We start from the raw sequence: 17,241 nt of genomic DNA on the forward strand, positions 1-17,241 counted from the left end.
TTATTCCTTTAATTCGCCTTTATTTATTTCTCTTAATACTCTAAAGCCGATTTCGTATCCTCGAACATTTTTTGGAATACTCATTCTTTGCGAGTGATGAACATGAGGCTGTGGCATCATCCAGTTAGCTCCTTTTGCGATTATTTGAGTACAAGCACCTATATTATTTGTAGCCGCAGTACCTAATGTATTATCGTGACTGTTTAAATAACATTCATCAACCCATTCTGATACATTTGAAGTTACATCATATAAACCAAAAGGATTTGCTTTTAATATGCCTACTTGCCAAGGATGTCCTTTATCAGTACCTTTTGGGCAGCCTCCTAGATCTCTATCGCAGTGGTCTATGCCTTGCTTGTACTCATTACCCCACCAAAATTTACTATCTGTTCCAGCTCGAGCAGCGTATTCCCATTCAACTTCGCTAGGTAAGCGATAAATATTGCCAGTCTCTTTGCTTAGCCACTTTGTGTACGCGACTGCATCGAACCAAGAAATATTTACCACAGGTTGTTTACCACGTCCCCAGCCTTCATCGTTAGGGCACGAACGTATTCCGGTTTTACAAAATTTATCATATTGCTCAAACGTTACTTCAGTTTCACTTAATGAATAAGGAGACTCTATTTTTGCTTTAAATATAGGGGCTTCATTTTGAAATGAACGAAAATTTTCTCCGCCTATAGTGCCAACTCCAGCCGGAATTATTACCATTTTTGGAGATTTTTCACCATTGGTTAGTTTGTCTTGAATATAAACAACCTTATGGTTAGTGAGTTTTAAACTAGACCAACTAAGATTAAAAAAACCAACGAATATTCCCATCAAAATTATAGATACAAAAAAATATTTAATTTTCAATTTAGATAACATGTTTTACTCATAAATAAAATTTAAGAAGTGGTAATACCAATAACAAAACTTGCTGATTTTTTAGTATTCTCAGGCAAGGTGCGAGCACTTCCATATATTGTAGCTGCAGTTCCAACGCCAGTTGCCATTGATGATCGAGTTAAAAAAGCTTTATAAAAAGAACTTCTTATTAATCGCTGGACTTGTGCTTGGGTGTAAACTTTGGTTGCTTTAGTACCGTCATCTAAAAGAGTTTGACCTCTCAGAACTTGTTTTAAGAGTTTTTGATTATTAATTAACTTTTTGTTGTTAAGCTTTAAAATTTCGACAGCAAGCTTTTTACGGTTTTCACGAGTCATCCCTTTATACATTTTTAATAACTTATTCTGTCCTAGCGCTTTATTTTGACTAAACTTAACTAACAATGAACCAGCCTCTAATCCTGCTTTAGTTAAATCGGCAACTTGAATGACATCTAAAGTAACCATCAAAGTTGAAAAAGTAGGAGATGCATCAAGCCATTGGTTGTATTCTGCATTACCACTTAAATGGTTAAATACACGCCCAGTACCAACTCCACATTGAAAAGTTGCAGCGGTAGTTGATGTCAATGTTAATGGAATTGCAGCCCATGTAGCGCCAAGGCTTGCAGCTCCTCCCCCCATCTCGGCGAACACTAATACCCAACCTGAAGCAGCGCCAGCGCATGAAACAAAAGCATTGAAAGATTCACCGTATAACGAAGAATTAATCTTATCTATTCTTTGTTCGACCTTCATTTGTTTAGGGAATACAAATTCGCGGATATAAATATTTTTTCTGTCTGCTCTACAGCTTACTCTTAGCACTTTGCGGTTGTAGTGGCTACTTGGATTTACAAGTAAACTACCTGGGTTTACTGAAAGTTTAGCAATACTATCTTTCTCAGCTTCAAAAATTACACCTGCGTGTCTAAATTCTGGATCTGAGTCAAGGGAAGCGTACATTTCTCGGAGTACATCTTTTGGGAATAGCTTTTGAATTTTAAGTACGAAAGTAGGGTCTAATGACATATTATTTATTCCTTTAAATATTTCCGATAATCTAACATATTTTATTTGTTATTTAAATTTCTTTTGTTTTGAATTGAGATTCTGGAATTATTAAATGTTATTTAAAAACAATATTAGACTGATTTACTAACAAAAAAGCTCACTAAAAAGTGAGCTTTTAAAACTATTTATAGCAGATTATTTTGCTAGTTTTTCCGGCGGGAAGCCAGAAAGAATAGTCGCAACAGCATCTTTTACTGCTTCGTTACGCTCTGCAGGAGATTGCTTTTTCTGTAAACGGCCTTCACGGGCACCACGCCATACTAGCTTGTTAGAAGCACGATCAACAACATCAAGGACTAACGTGCCTACATCGTATTCGCGAGTCGTTGTTTGTGTGTTGTAACCCATACCCCAATAGTTCCAGCTCGCACCGTAACCTACGTTAAATGTATCAACGTCAATTTTAGTATCTACAGACGCATGGTAGTTAAGTAATACGTCAGCGGCAGATAAATCAACAAGTGACATGCCTTGTGCTTGTAACTGGGTGTTAACCGCTTCGCGAACACGTTGTTCCATTAACGGACTAATTTGGTAGTTACCTGCATTTGCAAGCGTTGCTTGTGGTAACCAAGCAAATGTTTTGTAGTTACTAAAATCAACCGATTTATCGTAATCAACATCAGGTGTTTTTGCACATGCTGCCAGCATAAGCACAGCTGCAGCAATTAGTAAGTTCTTCATGGTGTTTGCTCCTTGGCAAATTTAAGCTCTATTCATTTGATAACATAACATAAAAATAATTCAACGGAATGACATTTTTTACCTATTATCTGCAATTTGCTGGTTTATTACTCAGTTTAGTCGCTCATGGCTGAATGATAAATTAATTTATTAATATATAGCTAAGCTTGTTCATGCTCTACTTCTATCCAATCTTTTTCATCAACCCAGTTTTGCGCACCGTCTTTCACCGAGCGGATCGGCACGATGTAGTCACAACTAATTTGTGGCTTAACAGAGGCGAATATTGGTACAAAACCAAAGCTCAATGCCGTTTCAATAATCGCTTTTTGATTTTGCGGGTCGATATCGGCCGCTTCATCAATATAAATTGGAATACGGTATAAGTTTTGTTCTTGGTCACTTAATAAATAGCGGATAAATAGCATACCGCATAATAATTTAATGGTGATCCGCGTACCATTTGAACCAGCTGAATCAATTTTTTCAAAGTGCTCAGTTTCGCCAGCGCGATTTACCACTTCAAAACGAATATCAAATAAATCAGTTAAGGTTAAACCCGCTTTATCAGAGGCGAGTTTAATTAAGTGATCTTTGGCTTCGTTGACGGCACTTTCGCTATACGGTTCTTGGCTGAGTAAATCAAGCGTGTCGCCTTGCTCAAACTGATTTGACGTGCTGATGATGGTATCAATACTATCCACTAACATCTTGCGTGGGATCACGTTAATTTTAAACGCTTGCAGGTTAGATATACGGTGCTGACTAATACCTTTGTTAAAGCTGTTCATCTCACGGCGCAGGCGGTCTAAATCTTCCCGCAGGCCTTTGATCGTGGCGGCTACTTCAGTCAATGCGACACGCGCTTGGCGCTCAACGGCGTCGCGTTCGTTATCAATATTGTGAAACGCGCTAATAAGTTTTTGATATTTACTAAACTCGTCGTTTTCGTTATCAAATTTAGTAATACCGGCATTATAGATATGCAAATAGGTATTACGCACGTTGATATCAAAATTACGCAGCTCTTGGCAGTCTTTATTAAAGTGGTGTACTAAATCGCTGAGATTATCAAAGTCGATTTGGATATCAATCATATACGGGGTGACTTTACCGCTGTATAAATCGAGGGTATGGTCAATGCGCTCCGATTTAACTTGGCGTAGGCGATCGGCTTGGCGTGAAATCAGATCTTTTTTCGATTTAATGATCGAGCGTCTATCACTAATTGAGCCGCTGTTATTTTGAATATCTTGCAGGTAGCTATCAACTTGCTCGCGCTCAGCTAATAACTGCTCTTTTAACAGCGCCTGCGCATCATTTGATTGCAACATAGTTTGGTATTGTTCAAAGCGCTTTAATGCGCTTTCTGCTGCCATTAGTTCATCATATAACGCATCTTTTTCTTTTTGCTTTTCGGCCACGTTCGCGGCAACGTCGCGCTGTTGCTTGAACTCAGAAAGAGAATGCTCAAGAGCGCTGAGTTGGGCGCTGAGTTGCTCTTTATTTTCACCCGTTTGCATTTGCACCGGCGAGAGCTTTTTCAGCTTAATAGTTGCGCCGGGTAGGGTGAGTACGCCGCCTTTCACGTTATCTGATAATTGTTCTAAAAATTCGCCAAATGCCGCTTCATCAGTAATATCTATATCACCATTGCTGGTGGTGGCGAATGACAGAATATCAGGGTTTAGAATACGTGAAATTTCTTCCACTTCTTTGAGCGATAAATCCTCGCGCATGCGAGTAAACAAATTAAACTCAAGGTTTTTAAGTTGCAGCTTTAAGCTCTTAATTTGTTTTTGCGTTTCACTAATACGGTAATCAAGGGTATGTAAACTTTGCCCTTGGGCACTGTTGATAGAATGCGATAGTGACTCGTAATCTTGCTTTAATTGCCCAAGGCTGACTTTTAAAGTCGCTAAGTTAACCAGTTCAAATTCAGATTTAAGCGCGCCGAAGTCTAAAAACCATTGCTCAATTTGCGTTTGTCTGCGTTCAATATCACGTGATTGCTGGACATAGAGTTGTTGTTTTTGCTCAAACTCGTGTTTTTCGTGCTCAATATCTTCAAGGGCAATATTAAGCTCGCTCAATTGCGCTTCTTGATAAGTATCAAAGTCAATTAAGGCTTGGTCAATTTTAGGCGCGTAGGCGGCAAGTTTTCCTTTGAGTACTGTTTGATTGTCAAGCATTGATTCAAGCGCACTAATTGGCCCTTGCATAGATTCAAGGGCTTTTAATTCACGCTTTGCACGATTTACTTTATCAAAAGAGCGTCGCCATACTTCATAAAAGTCGACCTTAGAATTTGACATATGACGTTCAAACACGCGTAGCATAAAGCGTTTTACATCAGCGGCACCGAGTTTATGCAAGTTCAAAATACGGCGAAAAATCTCTTTATAAATCGCCGAATCTTGTACGTTATTGAGCGGGATCATTTTTAGATTGATATCGCCATCAAACGGGGTCGCGCCACCTGTAAGCAGGGCATTTAACTCTTGGGCTTTAAGTTCAATTGGATTAAAACCTTGCTCTTTTAAATGATTAAATAGCTTAGTGAACTTAATGATGGTTTTGCCTAGCGTATACTGCTCAAGGTCGAGTTTACCTTGGTAACAAAAAAACTGATGTGCATAACCGGCAATCTTGCCAAGACCTGCCACACCAATTACAACAGGGCCATTGGGAAGGTCTGCTTCAAGTAAAATATAGGATTGATCGGAGGCAAAATAAAACTTACGAGTTTCGTCTAAATCATGGCCGTCCCATTCGGTAAGGCGCAAATCGTTAATAAGTGGAAACTGCAGGGCGTTTATTACCGAGCTTTTACCTGTGTTGTTAGGCGCACAAATTGAGCTGCTTTTATCCAGCGGGATCACGCATTTGGCATAGCCTGCGGTATTTAATAATGCCAGCTTACTGAGGCCGTATAGGTTTTTCATTATTCGTCCTCTCCAATATAGGTTTCTTCGTTTACTTCCATTAGCGCATCAATATAACGGTAAATAGGCGCTTGCAGCATAAAGCCATTTTCTACTTCTCGGCAGAGGCCTAAACGTACCATGCGTAAGTACACGTCTTTGCGTAAATCAGAGCCAGAGAAAATTTCGAGCTGATCAAACAAGTGTTTGTTCATTTGCACTAGCGTTTGCATCAGTTCTAAATCGTTTACTTCGTCAAATAAGGCGCGCATTGGATCTTTACCTGAGTTGGCGTAATGCTCAATAAGAATATAAACCGTTAAGGCAATCGCACGGGAGATTTTGCCCATATTGGGTGTACTTTCATCACTGGCAAAGTAATAAAAACCACGGCTGTCGTGTTGTAAATCGTGGCCCAGCGCATTAAACAAGGCACGGTAGGCATCAATTTGTTGATCAAGCTCTTGCCACATTACAGTATCTTGCTCGCTAATATGATAGCCCGTCACTAATTTTTTATTAATCGCTTGTAGATGGCTCAATTCGTCTAAGTTTATCTGTGTCATAACGGTTACTCATTCCCTGTTGAAGATTGCGCTGAGGCAACAGGTTTAGAATCAAATGGTTTTGTATTAAAAGGGAAAAGTGAGAAATGTTGCCCTGCGATTTTTACCCGCATTTTTTCATCGCTTTGGTTGATTTCAAGCTCAGTGTCGCTGACCAGCTTTTGATATAAAAACAGCATTTCGTCGGCTTCAAGGTCGGGATAACTCTCTCCTAAAAAGGTCAACAAGGGTTGTGGTTTTTTACGCTTCGCATTGAAGCGCTTTTTAAAGTTCGCTTTCACATTGTTGTAATCTGGAATATTGGGGGTAACAAAAGCAGGCACGTCTTGTTGGTCGGGAAGTTCGTATTCACTGTGTTCAAACTCAACCAGTGCAGCCATATAAGCCACCATGTGACGTTGTTGCCCCAATGAGAACCGCTGTGTGTCAGAGACAAAATGTGGTTGTACACTGCTGAGCATATTATCAACACCATTTTTACGGACTAAACCAAGCACTTTAGCTGCTTGACGAGTGATCATATTATTACGACGTAGCTCTTCACGCAGTGGCATCAGCATATCAGCACTTTTACGTAAGCTTTCACGGCCAACTAAGTGCATTTCTAAAATACGGGTACGTAATCGTTCCAGCATACGTTTATCTTGATACGCTTTACCGCTGCGCTCGATATACTCAATTTGCGTACTTATTTGCGCCTCGATGATATTAAAACAAGCATGAAAATCGCCACGAATATCCACCATTTCCAGCATCGGCTCTATGTATTCATCAAAGGCTTCAATAACGGCTTTGTAGCGTTTTTGCAGCGATTGTACTGCATTGTTAGCTTTTGCTTGTTCAACGATATTTAAAATAGCATTTTCGTTGTGGGCAAAGAGCTTCATTATTTTGCGCACCCGATCATCCATAATACGACTAAAACGGCGCATTTCGTCGTAGTCTTCAATACTGCCTGCGTTATCTAAACGATTGCCCAAGCGAGCTAAATCGTCTACCAATACACTAATTTCTTGGGCTAAACCGAGATGTTCTTCTTGTAATAAAAAAGTGGCAAAATCAGCAATCGCGCGATTAATTTCAAGCTGCGACGACTTAGCCAAAGGAATAATAATATCTTGGTTTAAAAGGCGGTTGGTCTCTTTGTAGATACGTTCATTTGACCACGTTGGCTGTTTTTGTTTGATCGCATTTTGTACGTCTTTTAAGCTGAAATCAGCCATCTTAAAACGTTTAAATAGCAGTTCTAACATTCCCCAATGCTCTGTGAGGGTATTTAGTAACTTTTTAGCTGGGATCATAAAGCTCCAGTAACTCTAATTAATACTGTATAGCCTAGGTACAGACTATCAGCGATTTGTCTTATAAAAGTGAATTTGCAATAGTTTTACACAGTCTTTGGTGCTAGACTGCGCGCCGTGTCGTCCTGCGGCATATAGCATACAATTTTTACATTTTTATAAAGGTTGTTCAAACACCATGGTATCTGCAATTATCCTAACCCTGATAACGCTTGCATTTGTGCTCATCGTTATAGAGGATATTATCCATGTAAACAAGGCCAAAACCACGCTTTTCTTTGGTACTTTATGCTGGATTATCTTATTTATCTCGCCGCTCAACGGGCAAAGCCCCGAAAACATACAACATCAACTTGATCACAATATTTTAGAGATTGCCACACTCTGGTTGTTTTTAATGGCTGCAATGACCTTTGTTGCCTATTTAAACTCCAAAGGTTTTATCCAAAATATTGTGCACAGAGTCATGCCAAGTGCAATAAGCGAACGCAAACTGATGTTTTTGATTGGTGGATTCTCCTTCTTATTTTCGTCGATTTCAGACAATATCACAGCCACATTGATTTCGCTTGCGGTGGTGATGTCGTTAAAACTCGATCCGAAAAAGCTAATTAAATACGCCACATTAATTATTTTTAGCGTTAACTCCGGTGGTGTGTCTTTGATCACCGGTGATGTGACGACATTAATGATTTTCCTTGATGGAAAAGTAAGTATTGCTAACTTGTTATTGTTAGTTGTGCCTGCACTGGCAAGTGTAGCACTGCTGGCGATCATGTTGTCGTTTGGCTTAAATGGTGCTGTTGAGTTTACTAAACAAGAAGAGCGCCGCATTGAAAAAACCGATATTACAATTGCAGTTATTTTCTTATCAACTATTTTCGCTACGCTAACACTCAGTGTGCTTTATCATGTGCCGCCGTTGTTAACTTTCTTATTTGGGTTGTCATTAATGTTTTTAGTGGCGCAATTTTTAATGCGCAAAAAAGACGTGAATAAAAAAATTATCGATTATATTCGTGAAATCGAATACGACACTTTATTGTTCTTCGTTGGCGTATTATTACTTGTAGGGGCTTTAAAAGAAGTAGGCATGCTAAGTAAGTTCACGCATCTTTATGAGCTAATGCCAGCGCAATATGCTAACTACTTAATGGGTATTTTGTCAGCCGCGGTTGATAACGTACCACTGACGGCCGCTCTGCTTAAAGCTGAAATCGTGATGAGCCCTCAGCAATGGCTATCTTTTACTTATGCAACTGGGGTAGGTGGTTCAATGCTAATCATCGGCTCGGCGGCAGGCATTATTGCCATGAGTAAAGTTAAAGCGCTTACCTTTATGAGCTATTTACGTATGTCGGTGTATTTATTAATAGCGTATACAATCGGTTATATTGGCTCATATTTAGCAGGTAGTTTTATTTAATAGTCTTTATTATTTAAAACAACTTGACAGCTAGACGTCTAAACGATAACTTTCAAAGCCCACTTTATGTGGGCTTTGTTATTTTAATTGGTAATTATAGAATGCAATTAATCTAACATTCAGAAGAGGTGCGGTATTTAGGTACTTAATGTGAGGCGACGACTGCCAACGACCATTAAGGAGGGAAATATTCGCCGAGAAAAACAACTGCGCGTCACAGTGGTTTTTCGGTTTATGGGGCTGAATCCTCAAAACTGTCACCAATTAGGTGGAGAGCTTCTGGCAGTGGACTTTTCTTATCGAGCACCCCCTTGCCAAGTTCTTCTTGTTTTATCGTGGTATGAACGCCACAAAAGGAGACGACATGAATACCCAATTAGCTGCTAATAACGTGCAACAGTCAGCGAAAAATCAAAAATCAGAGATAGTTGTAGCAAAATTTGGTGGCACCAGCGTCGCTAATTTTGAAGCTATGAGCCGTTGCAGTGAAATTATTGTAGCCGATAACAATGTACGGGTAGTGGCGGTTAGTGCCAGTGCAGGTGTTACCAACCACCTAGTTACCTTGTGTAAAAAAGAGATTTCAAGTGATGAGCGCGTTGAAAATATTGCCGGCGTAATAGCTATTCAAGACGCCATTTTAAATGAGCTTTCACTTGATGCTGATTTAGCCCATGGCTTTGAAGAAACAATTAAAGCATTTAAAGCCTTGGCGAGCGAGCCATTAAAAACAAAGCAGCAACATGATGAGCTACTAAGCTTTGGTGAGCGCTTATCGTCGTATTTATTTACCCAAGTACTGCGTTTAAATGGTTTAGATGCGGTACGTTTTGATGTACGCCAAGTGCTTAAAACGGATAGCCAGTTTTCTAAAGCAACACCAGATGTGGCAGCCACAGCAGCAGCGGCAAAAGAGCACTTGATGCCACTTTTAAAAGAACATGTAGTAGTAACGCAAGGCTTTATTGGCAGTGACGCGCATGGACAAACCACCACCTTAGGGCGAGGTGGCTCAGATTACAGTGCGGCATTACTTGCAGAAGCAGTAAACGCTAAGAGTGTACATATTTGGACGGATGTAGTTGGAATATTTAGTACTGATCCGCGTTTATGTGTAAAAGCCACGCCGATTGCTCGTTTAAGTTTTGATGAAGCGGCAGAAATGGCGACCTTTGGCGCTAAAGTTTTACACCCGGCGACTATTTTACCGGCCAGCCGCAGCCACATCAGTGTTTTTGTTGGCTCAAGCCGTGAACCAGAGCGTGGTGGCACTTGGATCGAACGTGAAAAATCACAAGTACCAGGTATTCGTGCGGTAACGCAACGTAAAAACCAAATTTTATTAACGCTTAAAAGCCCAGAAATGCTATTGGCGAGTGGCTTTTTAGCCCGCGTGTTTGCAATTTTAAGTGAGTTTAATATCTCCGTTGATTTAGTGACGACCTCTGAGATCAGTGTGGCAATTACGTTAGATAATGCACCTAATGCGTCGCGTCCTGAGCTTGATCAAGAGTGTTTAGACAAACTTGCAGAGTTTTGCCATGTATCGGTTGAAAACAATTTAACCTTAGTGGCGCTGATTGGTTCTGAAATTCAGTTGCGTCAGCAGCAAGTTAATTTAATGCAGGTATTAAGTGATTTTAATATCCGTCTAATTTGCCACGGCGCAAGCAAGCACAACTTGTGCTTTTTGGTAGAACAAAGTGAATCGGACTTAGTAGTACAAGCTATTCACAGCCGTTTGTTAGAAGCCCAACACGCCGCGTAACTGCGAAATAGAATTCACCACAGAGCACTGCCAGTCAGTGCTCTTGTCACTTACTACACTAATATCAAATTCATTATATTGGCAGCTCAGCGCCGCTAAATTTGCTTGCGTCAGCTCAGTAAATACATTGGGGCTTAATAGTTTTGCAATGGGTCGAGAAGTGGCTTTCGCCAGCGCTTCTTTTAAAGTCCAAATTCTAAAAAAACGCTCAGCGCTTTGCTGTTGGCTTTGCGTAATTAAATTTACTTCATCTTGATGATAAAAATGCTTAGCGAGTTTTACAAACGGGCGTTGTACACTTATTTTTTCAATATCAAAACCAAACTCAGCCTGCTCTATGTTCAGCGCCGCACCGACAAAGCCATTCGAGTGTGACAAACAACTGCTAAACACCGTTTCGCTGCCGGTTATGTGAATGAGTAACTTGCTGCTTTGCTCGTCAAATTCAGAACTGATCTGATTTGCGGTTAAATGGCTAAACTGCGCTGAACTTTGCTTTACCAAATACTTAAGTAATAGCCGAGTAGCTAAATATTCTTGCTTGGCTTTGATACTTTTGCGCCGTGTAATTACCGCCAGCTCAAAAGGGCTTAAAAGTGCGTGTAAATCAAATTCATCAACATTTAACTGCTGGGCATCAAATAACAATACAGTATTTGTATTGAGTAAGTGTTCGCGGTACTGGTTGATAACTAATCGCTGTTGAAAAAATAAGCCTGGCATAAAATCCACAATTAAGGTGATAAAAGAACAAATATGTTTATATTTTGTGCGGTTGCGCTCTGGTTAATTAAGCCAAGGCAAATTTATTACTCAGTGACTGTGAAATATGGTTTAATTCACAATAATGAAAAATAATAACAGATTGTAGATGTATGGCACAATTGCGTGATGGTTTTCAAAGCCGCCTTGGCTTTGTTTTAGCAGCTTCTGGCGCTGCGGTTGGATTAGGTAATATTTGGGGGTTTCCTACGCAAGCGGCCAATCATGGCGGTGGTGCGTTTTTACTGGTTTACTTTATTGTTATCTTTTTACTGGCCTTACCCGCGTTATATACTGAATTATATTTAGGTCACCAAGCACAAGCGAACCCAGTTAAAGCCCTTAAAAATGCATGGCAACAGCAAGCACCTAATGTTGGAGCTGCCGCTGGCTACTTAGGTTTAGTGGGCGCTATCGTGATGTTGAGCTTTTATTCAATCGTCGCAGGCTGGATGTTGGCTTATGCGCTTGAACCAATAAGCACTTTTTTCGGCTTCACTGAGCTAAGCCAATTTTTACAAACGGATTCTGTGGCGCGTAATTTTATATTTACGCCATTGATGCTAATACTGACTGCCAGCATTATTCTCAAAGGGGTGAAATCAGGTATTGAAACCTGGTCACGCCGCTTAATGCCGATGTTACTGGTACTGCTGGTCGGTTTAATTGCCTACATAGCAACGCTTGATGGTGCCAACGAAGGCTTTGCTGCCTACTTAGTGCCAGACTTTAGCCAAATACTCGACCCTGGTTTAATTATTGCGGCAATGGGGCAAGCATTCTTTTCTTTGTCACTGGGTGTGGGCTGCATGATGATTTATGGCTCGTATTTGCAGCCTGATGCTAATTTACCACGCTTAACGGCCTCGGTTGCTTTACTTGATACTGGGGTGGCATTTTTAGCGGGCTTATTAATTATTCCAGCTATTTATGTAGCACAACATAATGGTGTGCAAGTGTTTAGCGACGGTAAGTTGATTGGGGAAGGGCAACTGATATTTGCTATTTTACCGCAGTTATTTAATACCATGGGTGAAATTGGCTTAGTGGTTGGTTTATTGTTTTTTGTATTAATGTCGATAGCCTCTTTAACGTCAACAATATCGTCTACCGAAATACCGGTGGCTTTTTTAGTTGAAAACCATCAAGTAGAGCGTAAAAAGGCCACCTTATTGGTCAGTTTAACAGTACTTGCTGCCTCATCATTGATAATTGTTAACTTTGATTGGCTATTTGGTTTAGTGATCATGGTACTTACTCAGTATCAATTACCTTTAATGGGCTTATTTTACTTTATTACAGTAGGCTGGTTATGGCGCCGAGGTAATCAACTTCATGAAGCATCATCTGGCGTGCGTTTTTGGTTTGCACAGTACATACGGTTTGTATGCCCGGTACTGATGACCGCTGTATTTGCTAATGTAGCTTTTGGTTGATAGTTTAGCCGTCAGCCGTCAGCCGTCAGCCGTCAGCCGTCAGTTTTAAGTGTTAATACATAGTGTTATATCCAAGGAGGAATTATGAACATAGATGTGAAAGTACCGGCCTTTCCAGACTCAATACGCACAGCAGACATCGCTAAGCTTTATGTTAGCGAAGGTCAGCTAGTTTATGCTGGTGATGTGTTATTTGATGTTGAAACTGAAAAAGTCGTTTTAGAAGTCATGGCCGACTGCAGTGGCATTGTTGAGAATATAACGATTGCAAATGGCGATCCTGTTAACTCTGAGCAAGTTGTAATGACTGTAAAGCAGCTTGCCGATAGCGAAATGCCAGCACGTCCGACAGCTCAACAGCCTCAACCGCGAGTAAACGACTCAGAAAATGACGTTATTGTTTCTCCTTGGTTGAGTAAACTAAATAAAAGTTTAATTATTGCGCTAGCAGTCGGCGCTTTAGCCATCCTTTTTGTGCTGGGTAAATAGCTAATATGGCCAATTATGTAAACCACCCAAAATATGGCAGCGAGCCAATCGTCTCTGGTAATAGTTATACAAAGCAAGAAATCGATAATGCCCATTGGCGATATGCAAGTTTGCGTTACTTTCCTGAGACGGCGACCCCCGCAGCAATTGAAAAACAAAGTTACTGTGTATATCCAAGGCAACTCTATGTTGATATAGCAGAGCAATGTGTCGATTGCCATAGAGCATTTATATTTTTTGCTAAGGAGCAGCAATACTGGTTTGAAGAATTAAAGTTTTGGATTGATGCACATGCGATCAAGTGCTTTGAATGCAGAAAGAAAAGCCGTGCAATAAACCGGCTGCAAATTAGCTATGCAAACTTAATCATTAAAGAACACAGAACGTTTGAGGAAACGCAACTGCTCAAGTCTACAGCGGAGCAACTGTTTGATTTAGGTGTGATCAACAAGATAAATAAACTAAACGCTATTCGTAAAATGTAAGCGGGGTTTTTTTATCGGGGGAGCTAATTTGTATAAATTATTAAAATTAATCAGTCTTGTATTACAGAGCTTTTTACTATTATCACTGATTAGTTTTTGTTCGGGTTTATGCCGTGCTTTTTTAGAGTTACCCACAAATGATCCTAAATTAATTTCAGCGCAGCTCTCTGCTGGTGCGGTTATTTCAGTAATTCAAATAGTTCCTGCTTTATTTGGTCTTTTTCTTAGTATGTGGCTTATTAAAAAAAATAACAGTTCAAAGTCTTTTCATCATTTCTGTAGATATTTTGCCTATCTTTGGCTGTTATTTATTCCGATTGGCTCGATTTTAGGACTTATGCAACTTAAAAGATTGAAGCAAAGCCAACTTAGTTGACTTTGCTCCTTCGTTTATAGTTTTACCTGGCCTTATTTAACTTTATTACTCAAAGGGAGTTGATTGGCGATTTCATGAGAAACAAAGATAAAAAAAACAAAGATAAAAACAAAGATTAAAACAAAGATGACACCCATCCTAAAGTTTGTATTTCCCCTATTTTTTACTAACTTTAAATTAGTATGAAAAACAAACAGGGTGTTCCATGGCAATTGCAAGAAAGCGTCAAGTAAGTTTGATTGATACAAAGTACTATCATTGTATTTCACGCTGTGTACGCCGTGCTTTTTTATGCGGTGAAGACCGTTTTACAGGTCAGTCCTATGAGCACCGCAGAGGCTGGGTAGAAGATAAACTACTCGCATTGGCTAAGGTATTTTGCATTGATGTGTGTGCGTATGCAGTGATGAGCAATCATACACATTTAGTGTTGTATGTTGATGATAAAAAGCAAATAGGCTTAACGACAAAGCCATTATTCTACGCTGGCATAAGCTGTGTAAAGGCACGTTATTGACGAAAAAGTATTTGCAAGGTGAAAAATTAAGTAAATCAGAGCTCATCTTTTTTAATCAAACGGTTGAGCAATATCGAGAGCGGTTATCCAGTATTAGCTGGTTTATGCGGTTGTTAAATGAAGATATTGCCCGCAGAGCCAATAAAGAAGATAACTGCACAGGCCGATTCTGGGAAGGTCGCTTTAAATCACAAGCTCTATTAGATGAAGCCGCACTTGCAGCCTGTATGGCCTATGTTGATTTAAACCCAATAAGAGCAAAAATAGCCAACACGCCAGAAGAATCAATCCATACCAGTGTGCAAAAACGAATTGAAAGTGCAACCACAGGTAAGCAACCTAAAAAGCTATTACGTTTTGCAGGGATGCCACGCCAAAGAATGCCAAAAGGACTCCCGTTTGAGCTTAAATCGTATCTTGAACTTGTTGAATTAACGGGCCGTGTAATGCGAGAAGATAAGCGAGGATACATTGAAAACACATCCCTTCCTTTATTAGAGCGAGTCAATATTAGCCCAGAGAACTGGTTAAAACTCACAACGCAATTTACCCGCGTGTTCCATGGCGCTGTTGGAAGACCTTCGTCACATGAAAGCTATTGTGATAATTTAGGAAGGAAACGAAGAGCGAATATGAGTAACTGTGAAAAGTTACTTGCATGAGAATCAAACTACTCAGTAAAAATTTAAAACTGCATCATGCAGTTATTGTCATGGATGTAATTTAGGTTTAATAGTGACAATGACCCATTTAATGGATGAGGTGAAAGTAACCAAGTAGCAAAAGATATATTTTAGCCTAAAAGAGTAAATTTAGTGACACAGTTTTGCTTGTTCAATAAGAGTGGCTGTCTGCGCTAGTTGTCGTGTTCAATAAGAGTGGCTGTCTACGCTAGTTGTCGCCAGCGAATGGTTATCGCTCATAGCAGCCAGCCAACTCTAATTATTGGTTAAAAGTGTTAAAGCTGATATAAGTTACTTCAGCTTATGCAACTTAACAGGCTTAAGCCAAACTAACTAGGTTGATTTTTTGTCTCTTGGTTTTAAACTTTTTCTAGCATCTAGCACCTAATCCCTCTTTATTTAACTTCATTACTCAAAGGGAGTTGATGCGCGATTTCATGGGCGTTTTGTAATGTGGTTTGGGCAATTTCGCTTAATGCTTCTTTGGTAAAAAAACCTTGGTGCCCGGTGACTAACACATTAGGAAAGCTCACTAAACGTGAAAATACATCATCTTGCATAATTTCATCGCTGCGGTTTTTAAAAAATAACTCTGATTCTTGCTCGTAAACGTCTAGCCCTAAATAACCGAGTTGCTTATTTTTTAATGCAACAATACATGCCTTACTATCAACAAGTGCGCCGCGGGAGGTATTAATAAGCATTGCGCCTTTTTTCATTTTACTAAAGGCTTGCTGATCAATTAAATGATGAGTTTGCTCGTTAAGCGGGCAGTGCAATGAGATCACATCACTTTGCGCTAATAAAGTATCAAGATCGCAAATTGTGTAATTACCTTGCTCTGCATAAGGGTCACACACTAATACCTTAGCACCAAAGCCATTGAGAATATTTACTAATGCTAAGCCAATTTTGCCGCAGCCGATAATACCTATGGTTTTTTTGAATAAGTTAAAGCCTAGCAAGCCATTTAAATCAAAGTTATCTTCACGAATACGGTTATACGCTTTATGGGTCTTGCGGTTTAAAGTAAGCATTAATGCCACACAGTGCTCGGCTACCGCTTCAGGGCTGTAAGCTGGGACGCGGCATACTTTAATACCATGCGCTGCTGCGGCTGTTAAATCAACGTTATTAAATCCGGCGCAGCGAAGCAAAATAGATTTTACGCCAAGTGCGGCAATTTGTTTTATGACTGCCTCATTGACTACATCATTTACAAATACGCATACAGCATCAAAATCTTGGCACAATAGTGCGCTTTGTTCATTGAGTGCTTGTTCAAAATGGGTGAGGGTAATGCCTGTGTGATTAGTTAAACAGGCATCAAAAGACGCCTGATCATACTTTTGCGAACTGAAAAGCGCTATTGTTATTTGCGTCATTAAGGGTACTCTCTATCACCATTTTTAAGGTTTCGGGTTTAGTGCGCGGTGCATAGCGCACTGATAACTGTCCCTCAGAGTTTATTAGAAACTTTGTAAAATTCCATTTTATAGCACGGTTTTGTGCAATTCCTCGGGTGTGGGTTTTTAAGTAATTAAACAATGGGTGGGCATCCGGCCCATTCACCATTACTTTACTAAACACTGGAAAGCTAACATTAAACTGTTGCTGGTAAAAGTCTTTAATATCAGCATTGTCTATTGGTTCATTATAGTCAAACTGATTACACGGAAAGGCCAATACAATAAAACCTTGGGCTTTATATTGCTGATAGAGCTTTTCAAGTGCACTTAATTGCACCGAAAAATTACATTTACTGGCGGTGTTGACGATTAAAATCGTTTTACCTTTTAACTGACTAAGAGAAAAATCCTCGCCGTTATAAAGTGGGGCGCTAAATTGATAGATGCTATCCATAATGTACCTGCT

15 protein-coding genes, 1 pseudogene and 1 riboswitch are annotated in these 17,241 nt (G+C 39.8%); of the genes and pseudogenes, 7 read left to right on the plus strand and 9 right to left on the minus strand.

The features are described from left to right. From A7968_RS07670 to A7968_RS07695, 6 genes are all read right to left on the minus strand, one after another. Positions 1-876, minus strand: a complete 876-nt coding sequence (locus tag A7968_RS07670; RefSeq protein WP_064666002.1) for a formylglycine-generating enzyme family protein — start codon at positions 874-876, stop codon at positions 1-3. 20 nt (positions 877-896) lie between these two features. Further along, positions 897-1,907 (minus strand): hypothetical protein, encoded by a 1,011-nt coding sequence (locus A7968_RS07675; RefSeq protein ID WP_064666003.1) that lies wholly within the window; start codon positions 1,905-1,907, stop codon positions 897-899. A gap of 177 nt (positions 1,908-2,084) precedes the next feature. Continuing rightward, a complete protein-coding gene (locus tag A7968_RS07680; RefSeq protein ID WP_064666004.1) occupies positions 2,085-2,633 on the minus strand; it encodes a DUF4136 domain-containing protein in 549 nt (182 codons plus the stop codon). A gap of 161 nt (positions 2,634-2,794) precedes the next feature. Then, positions 2,795-5,578: an Mks condensin complex protein MksF gene (locus A7968_RS07685; protein WP_064666005.1), complete on the minus strand. Its 2,784-nt coding sequence runs from the start codon at positions 5,576-5,578 to the stop codon at positions 2,795-2,797. Then, the gene (locus A7968_RS07690) at positions 5,578-6,123 is read right to left on the minus strand and encodes a condensin complex protein MksE (protein WP_064666006.1); all 546 of its coding nucleotides are present in this window, start codon (positions 6,121-6,123) and stop codon (positions 5,578-5,580) included. Before A7968_RS07690 ends, A7968_RS07685 begins: the two co-directional genes overlap by 1 nt. Positions 6,124-6,128: 5 nt before the next feature. Further along, on the minus strand, positions 6,129-7,424 hold the full coding sequence (locus tag A7968_RS07695; protein WP_064666007.1) for an MksB family condensin complex protein: 1,296 nt from the start codon (positions 7,422-7,424) through the stop codon (positions 6,129-6,131). A 178-nt stretch (positions 7,425-7,602) separates the two neighbouring features. On the opposite strand from A7968_RS07695, the gene nhaD reads away from it, so the two are divergent. Both nhaD and lysC read left to right on the plus strand, forming a co-directional pair. Beyond that, positions 7,603-8,850: a sodium:proton antiporter NhaD gene (nhaD, locus tag A7968_RS07700; protein ID WP_064666008.1), complete on the plus strand. Its 1,248-nt coding sequence runs from the start codon at positions 7,603-7,605 to the stop codon at positions 8,848-8,850. Positions 8,851-8,965: 115 nt separating this feature from the next. Further along, a riboswitch (Lysine riboswitch) is annotated at positions 8,966-9,137 on the plus strand. 77 nt (positions 9,138-9,214) lie between these two features. Further along, a complete protein-coding gene (lysC, locus tag A7968_RS07705) occupies positions 9,215-10,618 on the plus strand; it encodes a lysine-sensitive aspartokinase 3 (protein WP_064666009.1) in 1,404 nt (467 codons plus the stop codon). On the opposite strand, the gene A7968_RS07710 is transcribed toward lysC, so the two are convergent. Next, positions 10,595-11,341 (minus strand): 4'-phosphopantetheinyl transferase family protein, encoded by a 747-nt coding sequence (locus A7968_RS07710; protein WP_064666010.1) that lies wholly within the window; start codon positions 11,339-11,341, stop codon positions 10,595-10,597. The two genes, lysC and A7968_RS07710, sit on opposite strands and share 24 nt — an antisense overlap. A 152-nt stretch (positions 11,342-11,493) precedes the next feature. Here A7968_RS07710 and A7968_RS07715 point away from each other — a divergent pair, with 152 nt between their 5' ends. The 5 genes and pseudogenes from A7968_RS07715 to A7968_RS07735 all read left to right on the plus strand — a co-directional run bounded on the left by A7968_RS07715 (position 11,494) and on the right by A7968_RS07735 (position 15,345). Beyond that, the gene (locus tag A7968_RS07715) at positions 11,494-12,816 is read left to right on the plus strand and encodes a sodium-dependent transporter (protein ID WP_064666011.1); all 1,323 of its coding nucleotides are present in this window, start codon (positions 11,494-11,496) and stop codon (positions 12,814-12,816) included. 84 nt (positions 12,817-12,900) lie between these two features. Beyond that, on the plus strand, positions 12,901-13,305 hold the full coding sequence (locus A7968_RS07720; protein WP_064666012.1) for a biotin/lipoyl-containing protein: 405 nt from the start codon (positions 12,901-12,903) through the stop codon (positions 13,303-13,305). A gap of 5 nt (positions 13,306-13,310) precedes the next feature. Further along, on the plus strand, positions 13,311-13,790 hold the full coding sequence (locus A7968_RS07725; protein WP_064666013.1) for a zinc-ribbon domain containing protein: 480 nt from the start codon (positions 13,311-13,313) through the stop codon (positions 13,788-13,790). Positions 13,791-13,818: 28 nt separating this feature from the next. Continuing rightward, complete coding sequence (locus tag A7968_RS07730; protein ID WP_064666014.1) at positions 13,819-14,166, plus strand: hypothetical protein; 348 nt, start codon at positions 13,819-13,821, stop codon at positions 14,164-14,166. Positions 14,167-14,371: 205 nt separating this feature from the next. Continuing rightward, a pseudogene (locus tag A7968_RS07735) lies at positions 14,372-15,345 on the plus strand (transposase). A 416-nt stretch (positions 15,346-15,761) separates the two neighbouring features. Here A7968_RS07735 and A7968_RS07740 read toward each other — a convergent pair. Further along, positions 15,762-16,742, minus strand: coding sequence for a 2-hydroxyacid dehydrogenase (locus A7968_RS07740; RefSeq protein WP_064666324.1), 981 nt, complete (start codon positions 16,740-16,742; stop codon positions 15,762-15,764). Beyond that, positions 16,708-17,229, minus strand: a complete 522-nt coding sequence (locus A7968_RS07745) for a glutathione peroxidase (protein ID WP_064666015.1) — start codon at positions 17,227-17,229, stop codon at positions 16,708-16,710. The genes A7968_RS07740 and A7968_RS07745 overlap by 35 nt, the downstream gene beginning before the upstream one ends. Positions 17,230-17,241: the final 12 nt, after the last annotated feature.

Source organism: Pseudoalteromonas prydzensis, from assembly GCF_001661495.1.
Lineage (GTDB): Bacteria > Pseudomonadota > Gammaproteobacteria > Enterobacterales > Alteromonadaceae > Pseudoalteromonas > Pseudoalteromonas prydzensis.

Coding starts and splice junctions, on each gene's coding strand:
- A7968_RS07695 (WP_064666007.1), bottom strand. CDS start 7,424: ATGATCCCAGCTAAAAAGTTACTAAATACCCTCACAGAGCATTGGGGA.
- A7968_RS07685 (WP_064666005.1), bottom strand. CDS start 5,578: ATGAAAAACCTATACGGCCTCAGTAAGCTGGCATTATTAAATACCGCA.
- A7968_RS07675 (WP_064666003.1), bottom strand. CDS start 1,907: ATGTCATTAGACCCTACTTTCGTACTTAAAATTCAAAAGCTATTCCCA.
- A7968_RS07745 (WP_064666015.1), bottom strand. CDS start 17,229: ATGGATAGCATCTATCAATTTAGCGCCCCACTTTATAACGGCGAGGAT.
- nhaD (WP_064666008.1), top strand. CDS start 7,603: ATGGTATCTGCAATTATCCTAACCCTGATAACGCTTGCATTTGTGCTC.
- lysC (WP_064666009.1), top strand. CDS start 9,215: ATGAATACCCAATTAGCTGCTAATAACGTGCAACAGTCAGCGAAAAAT.
- A7968_RS07680 (WP_064666004.1), bottom strand. CDS start 2,633: ATGAAGAACTTACTAATTGCTGCAGCTGTGCTTATGCTGGCAGCATGT.
- A7968_RS07720 (WP_064666012.1), top strand. CDS start 12,901: ATGAACATAGATGTGAAAGTACCGGCCTTTCCAGACTCAATACGCACA.
- A7968_RS07715 (WP_064666011.1), top strand. CDS start 11,494: ATGGCACAATTGCGTGATGGTTTTCAAAGCCGCCTTGGCTTTGTTTTA.
- A7968_RS07710 (WP_064666010.1), bottom strand. CDS start 11,341: ATGCCAGGCTTATTTTTTCAACAGCGATTAGTTATCAACCAGTACCGC.
- A7968_RS07670 (WP_064666002.1), bottom strand. CDS start 876: ATGTTATCTAAATTGAAAATTAAATATTTTTTTGTATCTATAATTTTG.
- A7968_RS07690 (WP_064666006.1), bottom strand. CDS start 6,123: ATGACACAGATAAACTTAGACGAATTGAGCCATCTACAAGCGATTAAT.
- A7968_RS07725 (WP_064666013.1), top strand. CDS start 13,311: ATGGCCAATTATGTAAACCACCCAAAATATGGCAGCGAGCCAATCGTC.